The 18,788-nt window shown below is 35.6% G+C and carries 19 protein-coding genes; 11 read left to right on the top strand and 8 right to left on the bottom strand.

The window, feature by feature from the left end; genetic code table 11:
- Positions 1-63: 63 nt before the first annotated feature.
- Entirely contained in the window at positions 64-702 is a 639-nt protein-coding gene (locus HNP77_RS05340) for a DUF4867 family protein (RefSeq protein ID WP_184652143.1), read from the bottom strand.
- A 32-nt stretch (positions 703-734) separates the two neighbouring features.
- Positions 735-2,258: a xylulokinase gene (gene xylB, locus HNP77_RS05345; RefSeq protein WP_184652144.1), complete on the bottom strand. Its 1,524-nt coding sequence runs from the start codon at positions 2,256-2,258 to the stop codon at positions 735-737.
- Between the two features lie 100 nt (positions 2,259-2,358).
- On the opposite strand from xylB, the gene HNP77_RS05350 reads away from it, so the two are divergent.
- Together HNP77_RS05350 and HNP77_RS05355 are read left to right on the top strand one after the other, a co-directional pair.
- A complete protein-coding gene (locus HNP77_RS05350; RefSeq protein WP_184652145.1) occupies positions 2,359-3,237 on the top strand; it encodes an EamA family transporter in 879 nt (292 codons plus the stop codon).
- 36 nt (positions 3,238-3,273) lie between these two features.
- Positions 3,274-4,011, top strand: coding sequence for an IS30 family transposase (locus HNP77_RS05355; RefSeq protein WP_246428871.1), 738 nt, complete (start codon positions 3,274-3,276; stop codon positions 4,009-4,011).
- Positions 4,012-4,045: 34 nt separating this feature from the next.
- Here HNP77_RS05355 and HNP77_RS05360 read toward each other — a convergent pair whose 3' ends face one another.
- Positions 4,046-4,861, bottom strand: coding sequence for an NADase-type glycan-binding domain-containing protein (locus tag HNP77_RS05360; protein ID WP_184652146.1), 816 nt, complete (start codon positions 4,859-4,861; stop codon positions 4,046-4,048).
- Positions 4,862-4,863: 2 nt separating this feature from the next.
- Entirely contained in the window at positions 4,864-6,450 is a 1,587-nt protein-coding gene (locus tag HNP77_RS05365; RefSeq protein WP_246428872.1) for an RHS repeat domain-containing protein, read from the bottom strand.
- Positions 6,451-7,058: 608 nt separating this feature from the next.
- Here HNP77_RS05365 and HNP77_RS05370 point away from each other — a divergent pair.
- The 7 genes from HNP77_RS05370 (at position 7,059) to HNP77_RS05400 (ending at position 11,453) form a co-directional block, all read left to right on the top strand.
- A complete protein-coding gene (locus tag HNP77_RS05370) occupies positions 7,059-7,439 on the top strand; it encodes a type II toxin-antitoxin system RelE/ParE family toxin (protein WP_184652147.1) in 381 nt (126 codons plus the stop codon).
- Entirely contained in the window at positions 7,408-7,713 is a 306-nt protein-coding gene (locus tag HNP77_RS05375) for a helix-turn-helix domain-containing protein (RefSeq protein WP_184652148.1), read from the top strand. The genes HNP77_RS05370 and HNP77_RS05375 overlap by 32 nt, the downstream gene beginning before the upstream one ends.
- 101 nt (positions 7,714-7,814) lie before the next feature.
- Complete coding sequence (locus HNP77_RS05380; protein WP_221266527.1) at positions 7,815-8,207, top strand: hypothetical protein; 393 nt, start codon at positions 7,815-7,817, stop codon at positions 8,205-8,207.
- A 207-nt stretch (positions 8,208-8,414) separates the two neighbouring features.
- Positions 8,415-9,092: a hypothetical protein gene (locus tag HNP77_RS05385; protein WP_184652150.1), complete on the top strand. Its 678-nt coding sequence runs from the start codon at positions 8,415-8,417 to the stop codon at positions 9,090-9,092.
- A complete protein-coding gene (locus tag HNP77_RS05390; RefSeq protein ID WP_184652151.1) occupies positions 9,089-9,892 on the top strand; it encodes an ankyrin repeat domain-containing protein in 804 nt (267 codons plus the stop codon). The genes HNP77_RS05385 and HNP77_RS05390 overlap by 4 nt, the downstream gene beginning before the upstream one ends.
- 159 nt (positions 9,893-10,051) lie before the next feature.
- On the top strand, positions 10,052-10,741 hold the full coding sequence (locus HNP77_RS05395; protein ID WP_184652152.1) for a hypothetical protein: 690 nt from the start codon (positions 10,052-10,054) through the stop codon (positions 10,739-10,741).
- Between the two features lie 397 nt (positions 10,742-11,138).
- Positions 11,139-11,453 (top strand): hypothetical protein, encoded by a 315-nt coding sequence (locus HNP77_RS05400; protein WP_184652153.1) that lies wholly within the window; start codon positions 11,139-11,141, stop codon positions 11,451-11,453.
- A 524-nt stretch (positions 11,454-11,977) separates the two neighbouring features.
- On the opposite strand, the gene HNP77_RS05405 is transcribed toward HNP77_RS05400, so the two are convergent.
- From HNP77_RS05405 to HNP77_RS05415, 3 genes are all read right to left on the bottom strand, one after another.
- Positions 11,978-12,985, bottom strand: coding sequence for a glycoside hydrolase family 43 protein (locus HNP77_RS05405; RefSeq protein ID WP_184652154.1), 1,008 nt, complete (start codon positions 12,983-12,985; stop codon positions 11,978-11,980).
- A 91-nt stretch (positions 12,986-13,076) separates the two neighbouring features.
- Positions 13,077-14,291, bottom strand: coding sequence for a glycoside hydrolase family protein (locus tag HNP77_RS05410; protein ID WP_184652155.1), 1,215 nt, complete (start codon positions 14,289-14,291; stop codon positions 13,077-13,079).
- Positions 14,292-15,401: a glycoside hydrolase family 43 protein gene (locus tag HNP77_RS05415; protein WP_184652156.1), complete on the bottom strand. Its 1,110-nt coding sequence runs from the start codon at positions 15,399-15,401 to the stop codon at positions 14,292-14,294. It lies immediately after the preceding gene.
- Between the two features lie 158 nt (positions 15,402-15,559).
- Here HNP77_RS05415 and HNP77_RS05420 point away from each other — a divergent pair, with 158 nt between their 5' ends.
- Together HNP77_RS05420 and HNP77_RS05425 are read left to right on the top strand one after the other, a co-directional pair.
- Positions 15,560-16,591 carry a LacI family DNA-binding transcriptional regulator gene (locus HNP77_RS05420; RefSeq protein ID WP_184652157.1) on the top strand — a complete coding sequence of 344 codons (1,032 nt, stop codon included), beginning with the start codon at positions 15,560-15,562 and terminating at the stop codon, positions 16,589-16,591.
- 91 nt (positions 16,592-16,682) lie between these two features.
- Positions 16,683-18,029: a hypothetical protein gene (locus HNP77_RS05425; protein WP_184652158.1), complete on the top strand. Its 1,347-nt coding sequence runs from the start codon at positions 16,683-16,685 to the stop codon at positions 18,027-18,029.
- 64 nt (positions 18,030-18,093) lie between these two features.
- Here the strand turns inward: HNP77_RS05425 and HNP77_RS05430 are convergent, their stop codons facing one another.
- Positions 18,094-18,768, bottom strand: coding sequence for a DUF4956 domain-containing protein (locus tag HNP77_RS05430; RefSeq protein WP_184652159.1), 675 nt, complete (start codon positions 18,766-18,768; stop codon positions 18,094-18,096).
- Between the last annotated feature and the right edge of the window lie 20 nt (positions 18,769-18,788).

Raw genomic sequence — 18,788 nt, forward strand, 5'->3', positions numbered from 1 at the left:
TAAGCGTCACGGATGACGCATATTTAACAGACATAGTATGCCTAAAATTCAAGTTAGACATAGCTAATTTACAAGGTCAATATTTTTACCGAGTATCCCTTTAAAGGCTCCGAGCTTTGCTTCTGCAGTTGAAGGATGAGCTATAAGCCATTTATTTTTTGCCCATAAAAGTTTATCTTCCCAGTTTTTAATTTTTATTTCTTCTTTATCTGTATTTGTATCTGCAGGAAGAACAATAGCAACCCTGAATCCATCCGAAACTTCATTTCCTCTGACGTCACAGCAGGGAGCATAGTGCAATGTAGTTTCATAAATTTCTACAACCGTACCTGCCGGAACTCTGAAGGCTTCAACTTTTTTTGAATGAATAAAACCTTTCTTTACATCTGCAAGAGATGCAACTAGAAGAATCATATCCTGCTCCGGAATATTCAGTTCACTTCCCCGGTGATATTCAAGGCAGTTGAGTTTTGTATTAAAGCCGTTGCAGTAACCGATTTCTACAGCAAGCCCGCCGTAAGCATTAACAGAAAACTCTTTTGCTACAGGAAGCTTTTCCATTTCTGAATGAGGTTCATAAATAACAGCTGCAGCCGGTTTATCTGTCTTTTTTAATTCTTCAATAAGAGGCTTAATGTCATAGCCTTCAAGAACTTTTCCGTATTTTGCAAATGAATCAGAAAACACACTTTTTATTTTCAATTTAAATTTTCCTCCAAAAAATTTTACTGCCTTTACAGAGAACTCAGTTTTGCAAAGTTTTCTTTTAATGCGGGATAAAGACTTTTATAAACTGAATAAAACTTTTCGTATTCAGCAGAATTTTCTGCAACAGGATTCTGAGCAGGATTAGTCTTAATAATACTACAGCAGGCTTCAGGAACCGATGCATAAATTCCTGCTGCAACTCCGGCAAGAATTGCTACACCCAGAGCAGGACCTTCTTTACTTGCTACAGTTTTTACAGGACAGCCAAAAACATCTGCAAGCATCTGCCTCCATAAAGGACTGCTTCCTCCTCCGCCACAGGCATACATTTCTTCTATAGAAATACCCATTCCCCGAAGAACTTCAAGAGAATCTCTCTGACTGTATGTAACGCCTTCCATAACTGCACGAAGTAAATGCTGCTTTGTATGAAGTGCAGAAAGTCCAAAAAATACACCCCGGCAGTTTGGATCAAGATGAGGAGTACGTTCGCCCATAAGATACGGAAGATACAAAAGCCTTTCACAGCCAATAGGAATTCTTTCTGCCTGAGCATCCATTATATAGTAGGGATCTTTATTCATTCCCTTTGCTGCAAGAATTTCTTCATTACAGAAATTATCCCTGAACCACTTTAAAGAAAGTCCTGCGGCCTGAGTTACACCCATAACATGCCATTCACCTGGAACTGCACAACAGAAAGTATGAACTCTTCCAGCCGGATCAATGCTGACTTTAGAAGTGTGGGCAAAAACAACTCCGCTGGTTCCTAAAGTTGTAAAGGCCTTTCCGTCAACAACTGTTCCCGTACCGACAGCAGCTGCTGCATTATCTCCCGCACCCCCTGCAACAACAGTTCCTTTTTTTAAGCCTGTAACTTCTGCAGCCTTCTGACATACAGCCCCTGTAACCTCCGGAGACTCGTAAACCTTTGCAAGAAGAGCTTTATCAATATCAAGTTTTGCTAAAACTTCATCAGACCATTTGCGCCCCGGAACATCAAGAAGCTGCATTCCGGAAGCATCGCTTACTTCCGTTGCAAACTCTCCCGTAAGCATATAGCGCACGTAATCTTTTGGAAGAAGAATGTGTGCCGTCTTTTCATAAACTTCAGGCTCATGATTTTTTACCCACAGAATTTTTGATGCCGTAAAACCTGTAAGAGCAGGATTTGCTGTAATTTCAATCAATCGTGAAGCGCCCACCTTCTGCGTAATTTCTTCACACTCTGCTCCGGTACGCTGGTCACACCAGATAATTGATTTTCTTAAAACATTTCCGCCTTTATCAAGAAGAACAAGGCCATGCATCTGCCCTGAAATTCCGATTCCCTTTATCAAAGATGAATCAATTCCGCTTTCTCCAAGAACCGATTTTATTCCTTCAACAGAAGCATTCCACCAGTCAAGAGGATCCTGTTCTGCCCATCCGTTCTGCGGCTGATATAAAGGATACTCCACAGTTTTTGATGCAACCGGAACTCCTTCTAAATCAAAAAGCACGGTTTTTGTTCCGCTGGTTCCTAAATCGATTCCAAGTAAATATTCCATGTAAAAAACCTCTAGGCTACATTATCAGCCTGAACCAAAGAATTTGAAATATCAATTTTTTCAGTTTTTTTGTTTGAAATTTTCTGATATAACTTTACCCATGTGGATTGCGCTGGTTTTATTCTACGGAATATGTAAAGGAATCCGTGAAGTCGGAAAAAAAGAAGCATTAAAAACAAGTTCAACTTTTGAAGTTCTGCTGATTTATTCAGCCATAAGTTTTTTATTTGTTCTTCCTGATTTTAAAAATGCAATGGGACTTGAGGCAAAATACTACGGATATATAGGGATAAAATCTTCCGTAATTTTTCTTGCATGGATTTTCAGTTTTATTGCAATAAAAAAACTTCCCATAAGCCTTTACGGAGTTCTGGATTTATCCCGGGTACTTTTTGCTTCCTTCTCAGGACTCATTATCCTTCACGAAACGATGAATCTTCTTCAGTGGACCGGACTGGCTTTAGTCTGCATCGGACTTATAAGCCTGAAATTTTCAAAAAAGAAAACGTGTGAATCTTCTGAAAAAACTCAGAAACCTCAGACCGCTTTTGTAATCCTTGCCTTTGCTTCCTGTGCCCTTAATGGAATTTCCGGACTGCTAGATAAAATACTCATGCGCCAGATTAACAGTTCCCAGCTTCAGTTCTGGTACATGCTTTTTATCGTGCTGCTGTATACTGCCTACTCTATTATTACAAAACAAAACATCCGCATAGTTAAGACATTAAAAAATCCCTGGGTATGGCTCATCAGCATCCTCTTTGTAATTTCTGACAGGGCACTTTTTATTGCCAACGGAATGGAAGGCAGCCGCATTACAGTAATGACGATGCTTAAACAGTCCGGCACGCTGGTTACGATTCTTGCAGGAAAATTCATTTATAAAGAAGAAAGTATCCTGCATAAATTAATCTGTGCCGCAATAATAGTTACAGGAATTCTTTTTGGAGTTTTATTTAAAGATGAATTTACAATCTAAGTGCAACAAAAGAAAAGACTCATAAAATCAACTATAATGGTGTTTGTTCAAGACATTATTACAGGAGATAATATGAGTCAGTACAAACATTTTAGCACGAAAGAAAGAGAATTCATACTGTCCGGAATATCAAAAGGGCTTTCTCTTTGTATGATTGCTAAAGGAATAGGAAGAAATAAATCCACTGTAAGTCGTGAACTGAGGCGGAATAAAGTAGCAGAATATTACAGTCCTTGTGAAGCACAAAATTACTATTTAGAAAGACGAAGAAACTGCTGTCCGAAGAAAAAACTATTAAATCAAGAAATATTTAATCTCGTAAAAGATAAATTTCTGAATCAACAGTGGTCTCCTCAGCAAATTTCTGAAAGGCTCAGGCTTGAAAAGATAGAATATTTTGTAAGTTTCAATACAATCTATCGCGGAATATATTCAGGGATGTTAGATTCCAGGAAACTTTCACACGGTGAAAAGGGAGCAAAAAGACACTTAAGACACAAAGGCAAGCCAAGGCACAGAAAAGGAAATGAAGAAAAAAGGGGAAAGATTCAGATAACTAACAATATTGCAGTTGGTTTGGTGCAATTGCATATTCATCAGTATTTTCTGCAAAAAACTCATCTATTGTCAAAAATGGCAGTTTGTCTATCTAAGCAGGTGGTTTTATGGCAAAAGTACGGTTTTCTGTACCAAACTGTGTCCTTCCCTAAAAAATTTCTGCCTCAAATCTATCACACTGACTGCGTTTTGTATGCAGGGCTTACGATTTGCTGACATGAGGCAGACAAATTTCTATTGATGGGAATAGTTAATAAACTCTAAAAAATATTGTATTGATACATGTATCCTGATATTTTGTTCCTTCATAGACTTCAAGAATTTCCAGTTCTACATTACTTTCTATTCTTTCTCCTAAAGTAATTTTTTGAGGAGCGGGCGTATCTTCAAGTTCTATTATCATCGGTTCCTTACTCACATCAAGAAATGTAAGCTTAATTTTTTTTGGTCGTGAATTTTCTTTATAGAGATATGGTTTTTCATAAGATACGTATCCTGTCATTATGTAAATAACACTATCGTCAATTCCAAATGTTACTTTCTGACCAATCCCGTTTCCTTTAACATTTTCTACCCAGGGAGTTTCCAAATCCCATGTTCCAATATTTTCTGCAGGATATTCTTTATTTTTTTCTTTTAAATATGTACTTGCCTCAAAACATAATTTATTAGGAAGACGTAAAGCCTCATAAGCTCTAAGATTAAAATATCCAAAATACTCAGGTTCTTTTTTATTTTGTTTATAGAGAAGTAAAACGTCATCAGATGCTATACAAAGATAAGTTGTTCCATTTTCTAAATCAAGAAAAGTTAGGCCGCCATCCTTTCTTTCTCTATATTTGTAACTTTCAATGATATAGTTTTCAGATTTTTTTCCTTTTTCATAATCAATGAAAGACATAGTATTATCTTTAAATCTGATACTGTGATCTACGCTAACACCAAGATCGATGTCATACCATTTATCTTCAAGCGTAAAATCTTTCATATCTATTTTCTGAAAAGTTTCAGCCTGCAAAAAAATTAAATTCACTATAAATAACAAAAATAAAATATTCTTTTTCATGATTATTCTCCTATTGGTAATGGATCTCTTATTATTATTTTTATTTTATCTCCAGCTTTCCATTCCTTAATTTTATCAGTTTCTTTTGGCTCTCCTCCATGCATATCAAACTCATGCAGAATATTCATAATCTCCTGAAAATTATTAAGCTCTGAAATCTGACATGCTAAACTCTGAGGTTTTCCATCAGAGCGATATGGAGTATTTATCCCTTTTGCAGTATATGCATTTGGATGAACTAAAACCCATTCTTCATATGCAACACCATTTCCTGTAATTGAGATTGCACATAAATAACATCCGGACATATTCAATAAAGTTCCTGTATACTCCCCAGCTGGAATTGTCCTGCCTTCATATTTTGGCTCACCATTATTCAACTTATCATGATCGGCAGTTGATTGTATTGGAACTTCATTAAGTGATATATCAAAAGCCTTAAGAGTTGCAGTTGAACGATAATACATTCCATTAAAGCCATTATCATCTGCGCTTCGCTGTATTTCCAGTACAATATTGTTTTTTAGACTTTCCTTAAAGTTTGAGTCCCCTGATGCTAAATTTGAAAAAGCGGTAACCTGTTTCTTTTGAGCATCGGTCTGCTCATTTCCATCCGGGTCCACATACTTAACCGGATTATTTCCTGCGTAGTGGTACAAATTGCTGTTGATCGGGTTAAAGAGACCTCCCATACCCGGTAAACTTCCAGAATCTTTAGCATTTGCCTTGCCTACGGCAGGTATATACTCACCTAAAGCAGGATCTGTTGATATCCAAATACTGTATTTTGGATCAAGATAGCGTGCTCCATAGTAATAAAGCCCTGTTTCTTCATCCATTTCCTTACCAGTAAACTTATATGGAAGATACTCATTACCAGTATTAGTAGTTTTTTTTATCCAAATTTCACCGTAAGGTGTATATTCCAGTCTTTGATACTCATCACCTTTATAATCACTTATAAGTGAAGCAGAACCTAAATGATCACTGTGATAATAATACTGCTTATAATATTCCTCCTGATATGTAGGTGAATTGCCGGAATTTAGTTTTGTAACAATTCTGGTATCACCAAGATATATATTTTTCGCATACTGTCCACCGGATACACTATTTCCGCTATCTGTATGCAAAGTCCACATTTTATTAAAATATACTGTTTCTGATGTTTGTGTAAATTTATTACTACGTTGTCCATCCTGTCCATAAACATAAGTTGTGCTATAAGTAGAATCAACACTGCTTATCAGCTGATTCTTTTCATTCCATGAATATGAACGCTTATAACTTACTGACGACTGATTATTATCTGACGATTCTTTATACAATCCCCATCCGTAATCAGTTGAATAAACATTTTCTGTTTCTTCATTTATTGCATGTCCATAAGTTATCTTTTCTTCAGACGGTTTTCCATCCTGTTCGCAAATTATATTACCGTTATCATCATATGTATAATATCTATTGCCAACATTAATAAGGCGATGAGCATAATTTACATTATCATAATTGTACTTTAATTCATAATTTAAATCATCACCAACCTTTTTATCTGGCGTAACATTTTCTGTGCTTATCTTTGATGTCATATTACCAAGACCAACAGGCCCATTTTCATCAAATTTAAATACTTGATGGTAATTTGAAGTGAACTCTGGAGTAGCGGAAGAATAAGGATTATAAACAGAAGTTCCGGAGACATCTATTAACTGGTAAAGAGAATCATATGTATACCTTTGTTCTGTACTATAGTTTCCATTTACGCCAGAAAGACAATCATTCTTATAATATTGAACATTTCCTACACTATCAAATTCATAATCAATTTTTTGGAATTGAACATTCCATTTATTGTGTGTCTCAATATTTTTAAGCCAACGCCTTTTTGAGTCATATACATAACTGGTTTTTGTTCCATTTCCATATTCAATATAAATACGCTGTCCATATTCATCATACCCAATATCATTTACATAATTAAATGTTTTATTAAAGTTTTTTCCAGTAACAGAAATAACTTGTCCACCCTCATCAGCTGTGTTATAAAAGAAAATGAATTGATTTTTGGATTCGGAAATATTGATATAATTCAGCCATAAGTAAAGTAATCACATATCAAAAGTTAGAGAGCTACGGCGGGTTAAGCCCGCTTTTTTTTGCCTTGACAAATATTCACTTTAGTTCATATAATAATTTCATGTGGAATGTTGATTCATCAGATGAATATGATGCTTGGTTTCTGAGCTTGGACGAAGACTGTAAAGAAGCTGTATTACAAAGAGTTCTTTTACTACAACAGTACGGCCCAAATCTTACTCGTCCTTATGCAGATGTTCTTCATGGTTCAAAAAAATATAAGAACCTGAAAGAATTAAGAAATCAGACTCAACAACATCTTTTGAGAGTTTCCTATTATTTTGATTCCAAAAGGAAAGCATTTTTGCTTACCGGCGGAGATAAGAAAGGGAAAGATCAAGAAAAATTTTACAAGGATTTGATTACAGAATCCGAAGTAATCATCGAAAGACATGAGAAGGAGTTGGAAAATGAAAGACGCAATCAAAATGATGGAAAGTAATATGTCTCCCGAAGCTGTTAGAAGAGCTCATATAAAGGCTGAACAGGATATTATGTCAATTCGACTTGCTCAGCTTCGAGAAGAGCAAAATATAAAACAATCAGAAATGACTAATTTTACTCAGTCATCTGTTTCAAAAATCGAAAAAAGAAAGGATATGAAAATTTCTACTTTAATAGATTACCTGGACAGTCTTGGAATGGGATTGGAAATAATTACATATCCAAAGGTTGCCGTATCAAAGAAACAAGAAAAAGTTTTGTTGAAAGTATAAATTCACATAACAAAAGTTCAAAACCGACAAACCGGTCAAGCCGGTTTGTCGGTTTAACTCATTATTACCATCACCCATGAACACTACATTAAAACCTAAATGTGCTGTATGATTTTCTGAATTTTCAGTTTTATGTTGCTTTATATTTGTCTGATATTATAACCAAAGAGAAGTGTCTAGATTATATTGGAGCTGTATATCAAAAGTATATTTCATCAAATTCTGGATATGAACAAATAAAATTTCCCTATGCAGTATATTTGTATTTAACAAATAAGAAAAAAGATTCAGAACTTCTTTTGAATGAAATTTATCATAGGGACTATGTTTATAATTATACTAATCCATCTAATAAAGATGTAAAAAATTTTGTGTCAGGAGTTTTACTTTCCAAAGTTAAAATTGAAGATTTTGAAAATACTTTTTATGAATCTTTATATTATACACTTGATGACGACGAATACATTACCTTGCTTCAAGGACTTTATTCATAGGTAAATCAATAGAAATTTGTCTGCCTCATGTCAGAAAACCGTAAGCCCTGCATACAAAACGCAGCCTATGTGATAGATTTGAGGCAGAAAATTTTCAAAGAAGGACACAGTTTGGTACAAAAAACCGTACTTTTGCTGTAAAACTGCCTGCTTAGCTAGACAAACAGCAATTTGTACCACTACGCAGGAAACAATCCGGTTAAGTATGTGGATCCGGATGGAAATGAAATAACAATTAAAGGGTTATGGATTGATATTGGAGAAAGCGGATTCCGAGATGGTGCACCACAAGGAATAGCAGGTTATGGAGACTGGATGGATTCTGCCAGTTCTTTAATAGGATTTGATATAGATGCAATTTCTATTAATGCAGGTAATTGCACTGTAAGGCTTTGGAAGGGAAATTATGCAGGTGTAGCTAAAAATATGCAGGAAAGATGTTCAAAAAAAGGCTTAAATATTATAGCTGATGCTTTATCAAATATTGGTGGTTGCGGTGGAGAAATAGGATTATATAATAAAGATAATGGTGGTATTGGTGGTGGTTCATCAATGAGTCCTGAGCAAATGGCAGAGATGGGGATAGTAAGTACAGAAATTGCTATTGTCAATAAACTTTCTAGAAGAATAATTGGTCGTAGAAAAGAATCTACACCAAGTTTTTGGACAACTTATTTTAGCTGGGGAAATAATTCTTCTAAGGAAGAAATATTTACACTTAATATATTTAATTTTAAGGATAAAGATTCAGCATCTTCATTTGCGAATAAACTTAAGGATAACCATGATAAAGCCATTGGTTATAAACATAATAGAAATCTGGACTATAAAGTTTATCAAAGGGGAACAAAAGTAACAGTATCATGGGGGGATTCGTATAAATGAAAAAAATAATTAGTTTTTTTATTTTAACTTTGATTTTTTTATTATCTGGCTGTGATTTTATTAATAAACGATTGGAAAAAAAAGTAAAAAATGTTCTTACTGAAATAAGAGAAAATGCTGTAAATCATATGACTGAAGAGCAAAAAGAAAACAGAAGGATGTATTATGCAATCAATTGGTATGAAGACAATCCCTTACTTTTAAAGGAATTATTAGAAAATGGACATAATCCTGATTTATGTTTTGGTGAATGCGGGTGGATTGAATCAAATCCATTATTGTTAGTAGCAGAAAGTCATTATACTACTTATTATAGATTATTACGTGGAGAAAAAATTCCAGATCCAACGCCAGACGTGCAGGTATTAAATCTTTTAATAGATTATGGTGCTGATATTTCTTTGTATCCTTATGTTTTTGTAATCGTATATGACAGTTTCTTTATTGGCAAAAAGGGATATAAAGAACAGGTCTGCTATGTAGAAGATACCAACAGACTGTTAAAGGCATTTTTAGACAAGGGTGCAGATGTTAATGAAAAAGGCAACGGTAAGGCGTTTGACTGGCAGACATATAAAGATGAATTATCCTATAACGAATTTAAGAAAATGTGCAGGGCAGATGATGCAACAACGCCACTATATGAAGCAATAAAAAAAGGAATGATGTGGGAAAGCCAGGTGGATTTGCTTCTTGAATATGGGGCAATACTTGATGAATCCTGCTTAAAAGCAGCCAAATTAAGCAACGATAAAGAGATGATAAAAAAGATAGAAAGTATTTATTATTCCCATCAATAGAAATTTGTCTGCCTCATGTCAGAAAACCGTAAGCCCTGCATACAAAACGCATCCAGTGTGATAGATTTGAGGCAGAAAATTTTCAGGGAAGGACACAGTTTGGTACAGAAAACCGTACTTTTGCCATAAAACCACCTGCTTAGCTAGACAAACAGCAATTTGTACCACTACGCAGGAAATAATCCGGTTAAGTATATTGACCCTGATGGAAAACAATCTTTAAGTTTTAGTTTTCAGGATTTTATAAATTTACTTGATAGCGCTGGAGATCCAAGTGTAAAAGTTTATAATGAAATGAGAAGAGCTGATAGTGGAGATGAATTTGCAAAGGCTCGTTTAAAATATATTTTCCATGAAGCAAGTAAAGAAACTTTAAAACAAGCATCTTCAAAATTAAGTGATATGGCTATTATTAGTCTTTGTATGGGATTTCCAGAAGGAACAACTGTATTTGGAAATGCAGCAGGTGCTTGTGATCTTGCCTTAGCAATAGATTCTCTTGTGACAGATTTAAGTAATTCAAAAAACATGAGTGATTGTTTAAATGCTGCAAAAAACTTTGGTACGACAGGAAGCGTAGTTATTGCAGCCTTTGCTTGGGGGGAAGTAACAAAAAAAAGTGCAACCGCAATTTCGAATGCCATAAATGTAAAAATTGGAAGTACAGGACGTTTTTATGAACTAGGACATCGTGGATCTATAAAGTCAAGAGAAGGATTTAGAAAATTACTAGAGAAAGATATTGCATCAGGTTATTTTGGACAAGAAATTATTCCAAATGCTCCTCTGATAGTACAAGAAGCAATGAAAGTTTATGATGCGATAAAGGAAACTGAAAATGAAAAATAAATATCATGTTAAGTTTTTATTTTTGGGGATATTTACGGTATTGTTAAACATTGTTTTAATATATTTTTTTAAAGATACTACGCATCCTTTTGTTTTTCTTATTTTAAATTTTTTGAGTTGCTTATTTTTACTTCCAAATGCAATTCATAATATTCAAGCTGGGCAAGACCCAACACCTACTGATTGGAGAATATTTTTTGGTCTAATAATTTGGACGATAGGTTCAATTATTGGTCTGATAATATGTGTAGTATATTTAATTAAATTTTTATAATTTTTTTTGAAAATATAAAAAAATTAAAGGCGGTGCTAAATCAGTATCTGATGCACCGGGTCTGCAAGACCTAATCAAGTGCATCATTTTGCAACTAATAAAAGTTCAAAATATACACAATCGATGTCAGATATTGCTGATAAATATAGACTAAAAATTGTTGCTCAAGGTCAGGTAGATTTTATGACCGGGGATTTTAATTGTGAAATTACTGATACAGGAGCTGGTGCTTCATTTGAAGTAAACATGGCTTCTGTCTCTGGAACAATTGGAGGTAAGTTAAAAACTGAAAATCGAGATATAAAAGCTACAGTAAGTGGCTCTGTAGGCATAAATTTTGGTGGTGGTATTCAGTTTGATTTAGATAGAGGTATAAAAATTAATGCAGCATTTATTTTTGGTGGTTGTATTGAAATTTCTTGGAGGAAACGTAAATGAAGATTAGGAATTTAATAATATCATTATCTGTTTTTATTATTAATGTAATATTAGGAATTGTATTTTATAAAAAAAATGCAGAAACAGAAAAAATCTCATTTAGTTCTTGTGTATTTATTATAATATTATCTTATATAGTTTATGCATTTGTAAATTTACATTTATTTGTGCTACGTACATTGAAGCAAGATGTTAATTCTGAAGTATTTACTTTTCTAGGTACATTTGTTTGTACGTTAGCATTTATTGTTATTATGGTTAATATAAGACATGATCCTTTTTTATATTTGCCATTGTTATTTATTACTTCAATACTCGGTACATTAATCAATTATATAATATATCGTATTACTAAACGATAAATATTCCCATCAATAGAAATTTGTCTGCCTCATGTCAGAAAACCGTAAGCCCTGCATACAAAACGCAAACGTTGCATTTGATTTAACAATTCAAGAATAAAAAAAGGACTGACCTGCAAGCCTTTCTGCCTGAAGTCAGTCCTGTATTACTAAAAAACAAAACTATCTGTTAAGAAGTTTTTCCAGTTCTTCTTCCGTTACGCGTACTGTATTTGCATGGCGTACACCGAATGGAAGTGAATATTCTTTTTCATCAAGAAGGCGCCAGTCTGCAGGATCTGCTTCAAGATCTGTAGTTTCCCAGCATCCGAATACACCGTCTCTTCCATAGAAGTCTGCGTAAAGATACCATTTGTTTTCTTCCGGAAGTTTAATAATGAACGGACCTTCTGTATACATCTGTTCATCCTGTTTTGTTCCGCGGGTAATGTATTTTTTATTATTAATTACAGTGAATGAACCAGGTTTAAGCGAAGTTGATTTTGCTTCCTGAATATCTTTTGCATCATTTGCTTCACCCTTAAAGAACATGTACCAGCTGCTGTCATTTTTAATAAGGGTTGCATCGATTTCTGTAATGTTGTTTCCATTATCATCAAGAAGTTCAAAGAAAAGTTCCGGCTTGCTGAATGTAACAAAATCTTTTGTGTAGTTTACATATGTTCTGTTAATAACACTGTTTCCTTCAAGATCTCCGTCTCCGCTCCAGATTACACCATATTCACCGCGAGTCTCATCATAGAAAACCTCAGGAGCCCATGCATGCATATCAGGCCATCCGTGTGCCCTTCTGTTTGCTGTAGCTTCAGGTGTAAACTGTGCAAAATCAATACGGCGGGTATTTGTAAAGTGAATCAAATCATCTGAATCTGCAACGATAAGATAAGGACTTGGATTTGACCAGTAACCTTCACTGATGGCAGCAGGTGTCTGCCACAATGTCCAGTCGGTTGCAATCATAATGAATTTACCGTCATTCTTACGGTAAACAAAAGGATCGCGGATACGATTACCGCCAATACCTTCTACAACATATGCCGGTTTTCCGCCATTCAAGTTTTCCCAATGAAGTCCGTCACGACTGTAAGCCAGGAACAATGCATTTTCTTCTGCTGAGTTTCCCTGTCCCAGGAAATATGAAAGTACCCAGGCACCTTTTTTTTCTGACATTTTTTTCTCCTTTTTTGAGCACGATGTAAATGCGAAAGCTACACTAAGCATCATCAATAAGCCCATAATTTTTTTCATATGAAAACCTCCGCTATATATTCTCAAGTCCGAAAGCCCGTACAAGAGATATTGCCTCTTCCAGTGTGACGCTGACGGTAGAACCATGACGTATTACCCCGTCCGGAAATTCCGTAGCATCATTTTCTGATTTCCAGTTTTTTAAATCCGTAGAACTGAATGCTCCAAAAACTTTTTCTGCGTGAGCATCATGACAGTCTACAAAAAGATACCACAAGTTTCTGTCCTTGTACGGACGGAATGCAAATGGTCCTTCCCCTTCATTATACAAAGAACCGGTTACTTTAGTAATATCACCGTTTCCTTTATCTTTACTGTAAATTACATTAGAAAAATCTTTAGCCGCATCAAAAGAGTGAGAATCCAGGGACGAAGCTTCTACCTGACCAATTCCATGCTGATGCTCAACCTGATCCTTAAAAAACAGATAATATTTTTTTTCTGAAGAACCTGTCATTGCAGTGTCAGTTAAAACACTGGCATCAATATTCGCACTGGAATTTGCAAAATAAATTTCTCCCGGCGTAAAGGTTTCAAAATCATTCGTCCAGTTTACCCAGGTTTCATTATATTCCCTGTCATCAGAAATTTTTCTATGGCCGTTTTCTTCTCCGTCACCACTCCAGATAACCCCATAGCGGTATTCCGTTCCGTCTTTTGCAACATGAATTACTTTTGCACAGCCATTTTCATCTGTGTCAAAAACAACTTCCGGTGCCCAGCAGTGCATGTAATTGCCGCAGTTTTTATAGAATTCTTTTTTTAATTCATCACTGACCATCTGAATCTGACGGGGATTGCTCCAGTGAATCATGTCAGGACTGTCTGCAAAAATAAGGCAGGTGGTATTAACATCCCAGTAATTGTCGGTTTCGTAATCCCAGGAATTTTCTTTACTGATGCTTCCGTCATACAGTCTGTGATTTGCGTGAACTTTTTCTGCTCCGTAGAGAGTCCAGTCTGTTGCAATCATAAGATAAGTTCCGTCTGCTTTCTTTACAATATACGGATCCCTTATAAGATTTGAACCAATGCCTTCAACTGTATAAACAGGATTATTTTTATTCAAAGCTTTCCATTTTAATCCGTCTACAGTAAGGGCAAGATAAAGCGACTGATCTTTAAGGGAATGATCGCTGTCTTTAAAATATGCCATAACCCTCAGACAAAGATTATCTTTTGCCTGAGCAACAAGTTCTTCAAATTTCTTTACGTCTGCTTCTGCCATTTATTCTGCCTCACCAAAATCTGGAGTTCCGTCTGCTTTCCATTCAATCTCTTTTACCCTGGCACTTCTGTGAGGATCAAAAAGTCCGTCTTTTGTAGTACTGTAAATTGCACCACCTGTATAAAGCCCGTAATAATTTCTTGCATGGTAAACAATAAGATCTTTTCCGTCTTTATCGGTTGTAAAAGAACAGTGCCCCGGACCGTAAACACTGTTTGCAATGGAAGTAGTAAACACAGGAACCGGAGATTTTTTCCATGAAGTCATTTTTGTAAGGTCAGAATCTTTTTCTGCCGTAAGAAGTCCAAGACAATAAGCTTCATCACAGGCACTGGCACTGTATGCAATAAAGACTTTACCGTTTCGTTTAAGAATTGCAGGCCCTTCATTAACATTTACGTTTCCGGAATTATGTTCATAATGACCGCCGCGGAATTCAAAAGTTTCTGTTCCATACTCCCATCCGTACTCTGGAACAGCAATTATTGCAGCATCCGTTACTTTTGTAAAATCAGCAGGATTTGTTTTTCCGATAAAAATGCAGGACCAGCCGTTATTGTTTGCACCGTTTACATAAGACTTCCCGTGAAGAGTAAAGCAGCTTCCGCCTTTTACTTCATCAAAAGGCCCGTCTTTATAAACATACTGCGCCCAGGTATAGTACCACTGACCGTCAACTTCAAAAGCAGTTCCGTCAAGGTTAAAGCAGGTCATTATATCTTCACTTCCCCCTGGAACCGTTGCCTTAATTTTTCCAAGCAGCTTCCATTCACCTGTTAAAGGATCTGAATCCGAACACTTAGCTACATGAGAACGGACTGACCATACATTATTCTTTTCTACGCCTGCCGTAAAAAACAAATACCAGGCCCCTTCTATAAAATGAATTTCAGGAGCCCACACATGAGGATAAAGATTTTTCATCCAGCCAGTATCTGCAATTCCCAGAGTATATTCCTGAGCTGATTCAAGTTCCTCAAGAGAAGAGGCTTTGCGGATAATCAGCCGGTCAAAAGCATGATATGTAGCTGTATAATAGTAGAAACCGTCACTATGACGATAAACCCACGGATCTGCCTGATTTAAAGTAATTGGATTATTATATTTCATAATTTGCTCCGAATAAAAATAAAGTATCAGCCTGTCTGTAAAAATTATATTTCCTTAAGCCTTTTTATAAATTCTTGCGTTCCTTTGATAAATCCCTTATAATTTATGAAAAGGTTTTCATTATAAAATTATATTACCATAATGGTTCAAGGTGTACAATGAAAAAAAACATCACAATTGTTGATATCGCGCGAGAAGCCGGTGTTTCAGTTTCTACAGTTTCAAGAGTTCTTACCGGCAAAGTAAAGGTCAACGAAGAAAAACGTAAAAAAATTCAGGCTGTTATTGATAAGTATAATTTTCAACCTAACGCTTTAGCCCGTGGCCTTATCAGCAGCAAATCAAACCTTATTGGAATCCTTACAGCAGACATCCGCAACCCGTTTTACTCAACTCTTTTTGTAAGCTGTGAACAGGCAGCCACTGAAAGAGGATACAACCTGCTGCTTTGTAATTCTTTCAGTGACAGGCTGAATGAATTTTCTCTGGTAGACCGTCTTTCTCAGCAGAAGGTAGATGCAATGATTCTTATAGGCGGTGCTCCTGATGAAATAAACACTGATCAGGAATACGCTTCAAAAGTAAATGCAATTGCTGAAGACACTCCTGTTATCGTTACCGGAAATCTTACCGGAGCAAACTGTACCCGTGTAAATATTAACGAAAAAAAAGCCATGACCCTTGTTATGGATTATCTTCTTTCTCTAAAAGGAATCAACAGCATTGCCTTTGCCGGAGGAAGCTGCAAAAACTTATCAAAAGTCATTTTACATGACTGCTATAAAACCATGCTGAAAAAAAAGGGAATACCATACATTCCTGAATTTGATGTAGAAAATGAACGCTATGATGAAGTCGGCGGACATGAAGCCATGAACAAAATCTTCGACAGCGGAAAAGTTCCTGACGTAGTAATTGCCGTTAATGACTTTACGGCAGTTGGCATCCTTAAATCTATCCATGAGCATAATCTGAATGTTCCTCAGGATATAAGCGTTGTCAGTTTTGATGATACTTATATTGCTTCGCTTGTTACACCGCAGCTTACAAGTATCGGATATAATTACTGGGAATTCGGAGAAAAAATCATCTCTACCGCAATCAAGCTTATTGAGGGCGAAGATGTTCCATCAGAAATTCTTATTGAACCAAAGCTTATTATCAGAGGTTCCTGCAAAACTGAAAAATAACACAGGTTTATCTAAAATTTAAAATACTTAAAGATTCATATTTGAAAAATCCTTCATAATTGCTTACGTTAAATTATGGAGGACTTTTTTTATGAAAAAGATTTTTCTTACCGCAGCAGTTTTAACAGCAGCTGCCTCTGTTTCTGTCTACCCGGAAAAATTAACAATAAAAAATACAATAGGCTCAGATTTAGATACTCTTGGTGAATATGATTTATATTCACATACAAAACAGAAAGTGTATTCTGCATCAGGAGACACAATTTCTGAAAATGACAGTCTCGCTTTTGGAGATGAACTTCAGGCGGAATTCGAATCTGATTCAATAGAAATAAAAGGACGTCTGGAATTTTTATGGACTGATAATGAAGAAGCATATTCTGATCTTATTTTTATTCCATCGGGATACGTCTACTTTAAACCTTCACAATATTTTTCTATTGCAGCAGGTAATAATTTTTACAAACGGTTTTCAATTCCCTCAGCATATCTTGCCGCTGCAGATGATACTACTAAATACGGAAGACTGCTGACTGATTCTCTGGGGCACGAAGAATATTTTGGAACAGATTCTTTTTCTGTTTTCAGCAATGGTTTTGCTTTAGGTGCCACAAGTGAATGGAACTGGGGAGACTACAACCAGTTTAATCTTATCCTTGCAGCCGGTTCTACAATGTATCCGGGAAAAAATGAATTTGAATCGGCTTATGATTTTGGAACAGACTTTAACGTTACAGAGTTTATGGATTTTGGATTTACCATTCATAACTTTACGGCAGAGGATTATAAAATGGGATTCTTTGCAGGACTGACTTCTATAGATAATCTTATTCTCAATGCAGCTTTCTATTACAATTTTACAACTTCAGACTACCTGCCTGAAACCTGCGTCATCGGAAATGATGATGAAGACAATGATATTTACAAATTCAAAAAGCAGTCTACAAAATATGCTGTCGGCTTAAGCGGCGGATACAATTTTGAAAACCTCGGTTTCAGTATTTATGCAGATGTGATTTCCGGACTTAACGATGAATACATTGGAACTATAAAATACTATGACAGCAACGGAAACCTTATCGACACAAAAACAGCAACAATTTCCCGAGGTTCAACCATAGTAAAATATAAAAACGGAAAAGCAAAACGCAATGATAAATTTACTTCAGGTGCAATACCTTTCTATCATCAGCTCAGACTGTCAAAAACAATATCAGAAAACCTTGAACTGGAATTGAATTTCAAACTCAGGACGATGTTCGGAAATACAGATTCAACCTGGACTACCCTTTATCCGAAAGTCACCGTTGAACTTCCTTCTGATGCAGGGAGTATCAGTACAGGTATCCGGTTCGACTGGAACAATGCTCAATACGACGGACTTTCTTCAGTTTCAATTCCGCTTACCTGGAGCTATAAGTTTAAGAAAAAGTTCTAGCAAAAAAAAATGGGGCGCATCCGTAAACAAAATCCGGACACGCCCCAAATATAAATTTTTTTTTTTACAATACCGGCACCATCATATCTTCAGGATTTTCTATAATAATATTCAGATTACCGTTACGGGTTCTTAATTCATCAATAAAAGCTTTTGTATCAATATTTTTCTTCGGCTGAATCCAATACGAAATCGTAAACAGAGTTCCCATATTGGAAGTCTTTACATTTTTTACATCATACTTTTCAACATACTTTTCAAAAATATCTGTAAACACATCTTTGTAATTCATATCTTCAGGAATCGTAATTTTAAGAATCTGTTTATCTTCAACTTTCCAAAGTCGGGATGTCAGAACAAAAATAATGCTTACACAGAATACAAGAAGGAATCCAACAAAGTAACTGTTAAGACCGATTATAAGTCCCGTTGCAATTGAAAAGAAAACATAAAGAATGTCTTTTGAATCTCCAGGAATACTCCTGAAACGGCACAAAGCAAAAACCCCTGCAAGGGAAAGTGTCTTCTTAAGATCGCTGGCAATAAACGGAATCACAATAGTCATTATCACAGGAAGAAGCATAACTGTTATTACAAAATTCTTGGAAAACTTTTTATTTCTGTTTGCAAGAATATAACCGCAGGAAATCATCACTCCGGCAATAAGTCCAAGAATCATGTTCATAAAGATTGTTACATCTTCTGCCTTAATTGAAAAGCCCAATAAAAATTCTTTCATAATAAACCTCTGTCAGTAAA

It is taken from the genome of Treponema rectale, assembly GCF_014202035.1.
In the GTDB taxonomy this organism is placed as follows: domain Bacteria; phylum Spirochaetota; class Spirochaetia; order Treponematales; family Treponemataceae; genus Treponema_D; species Treponema_D rectale.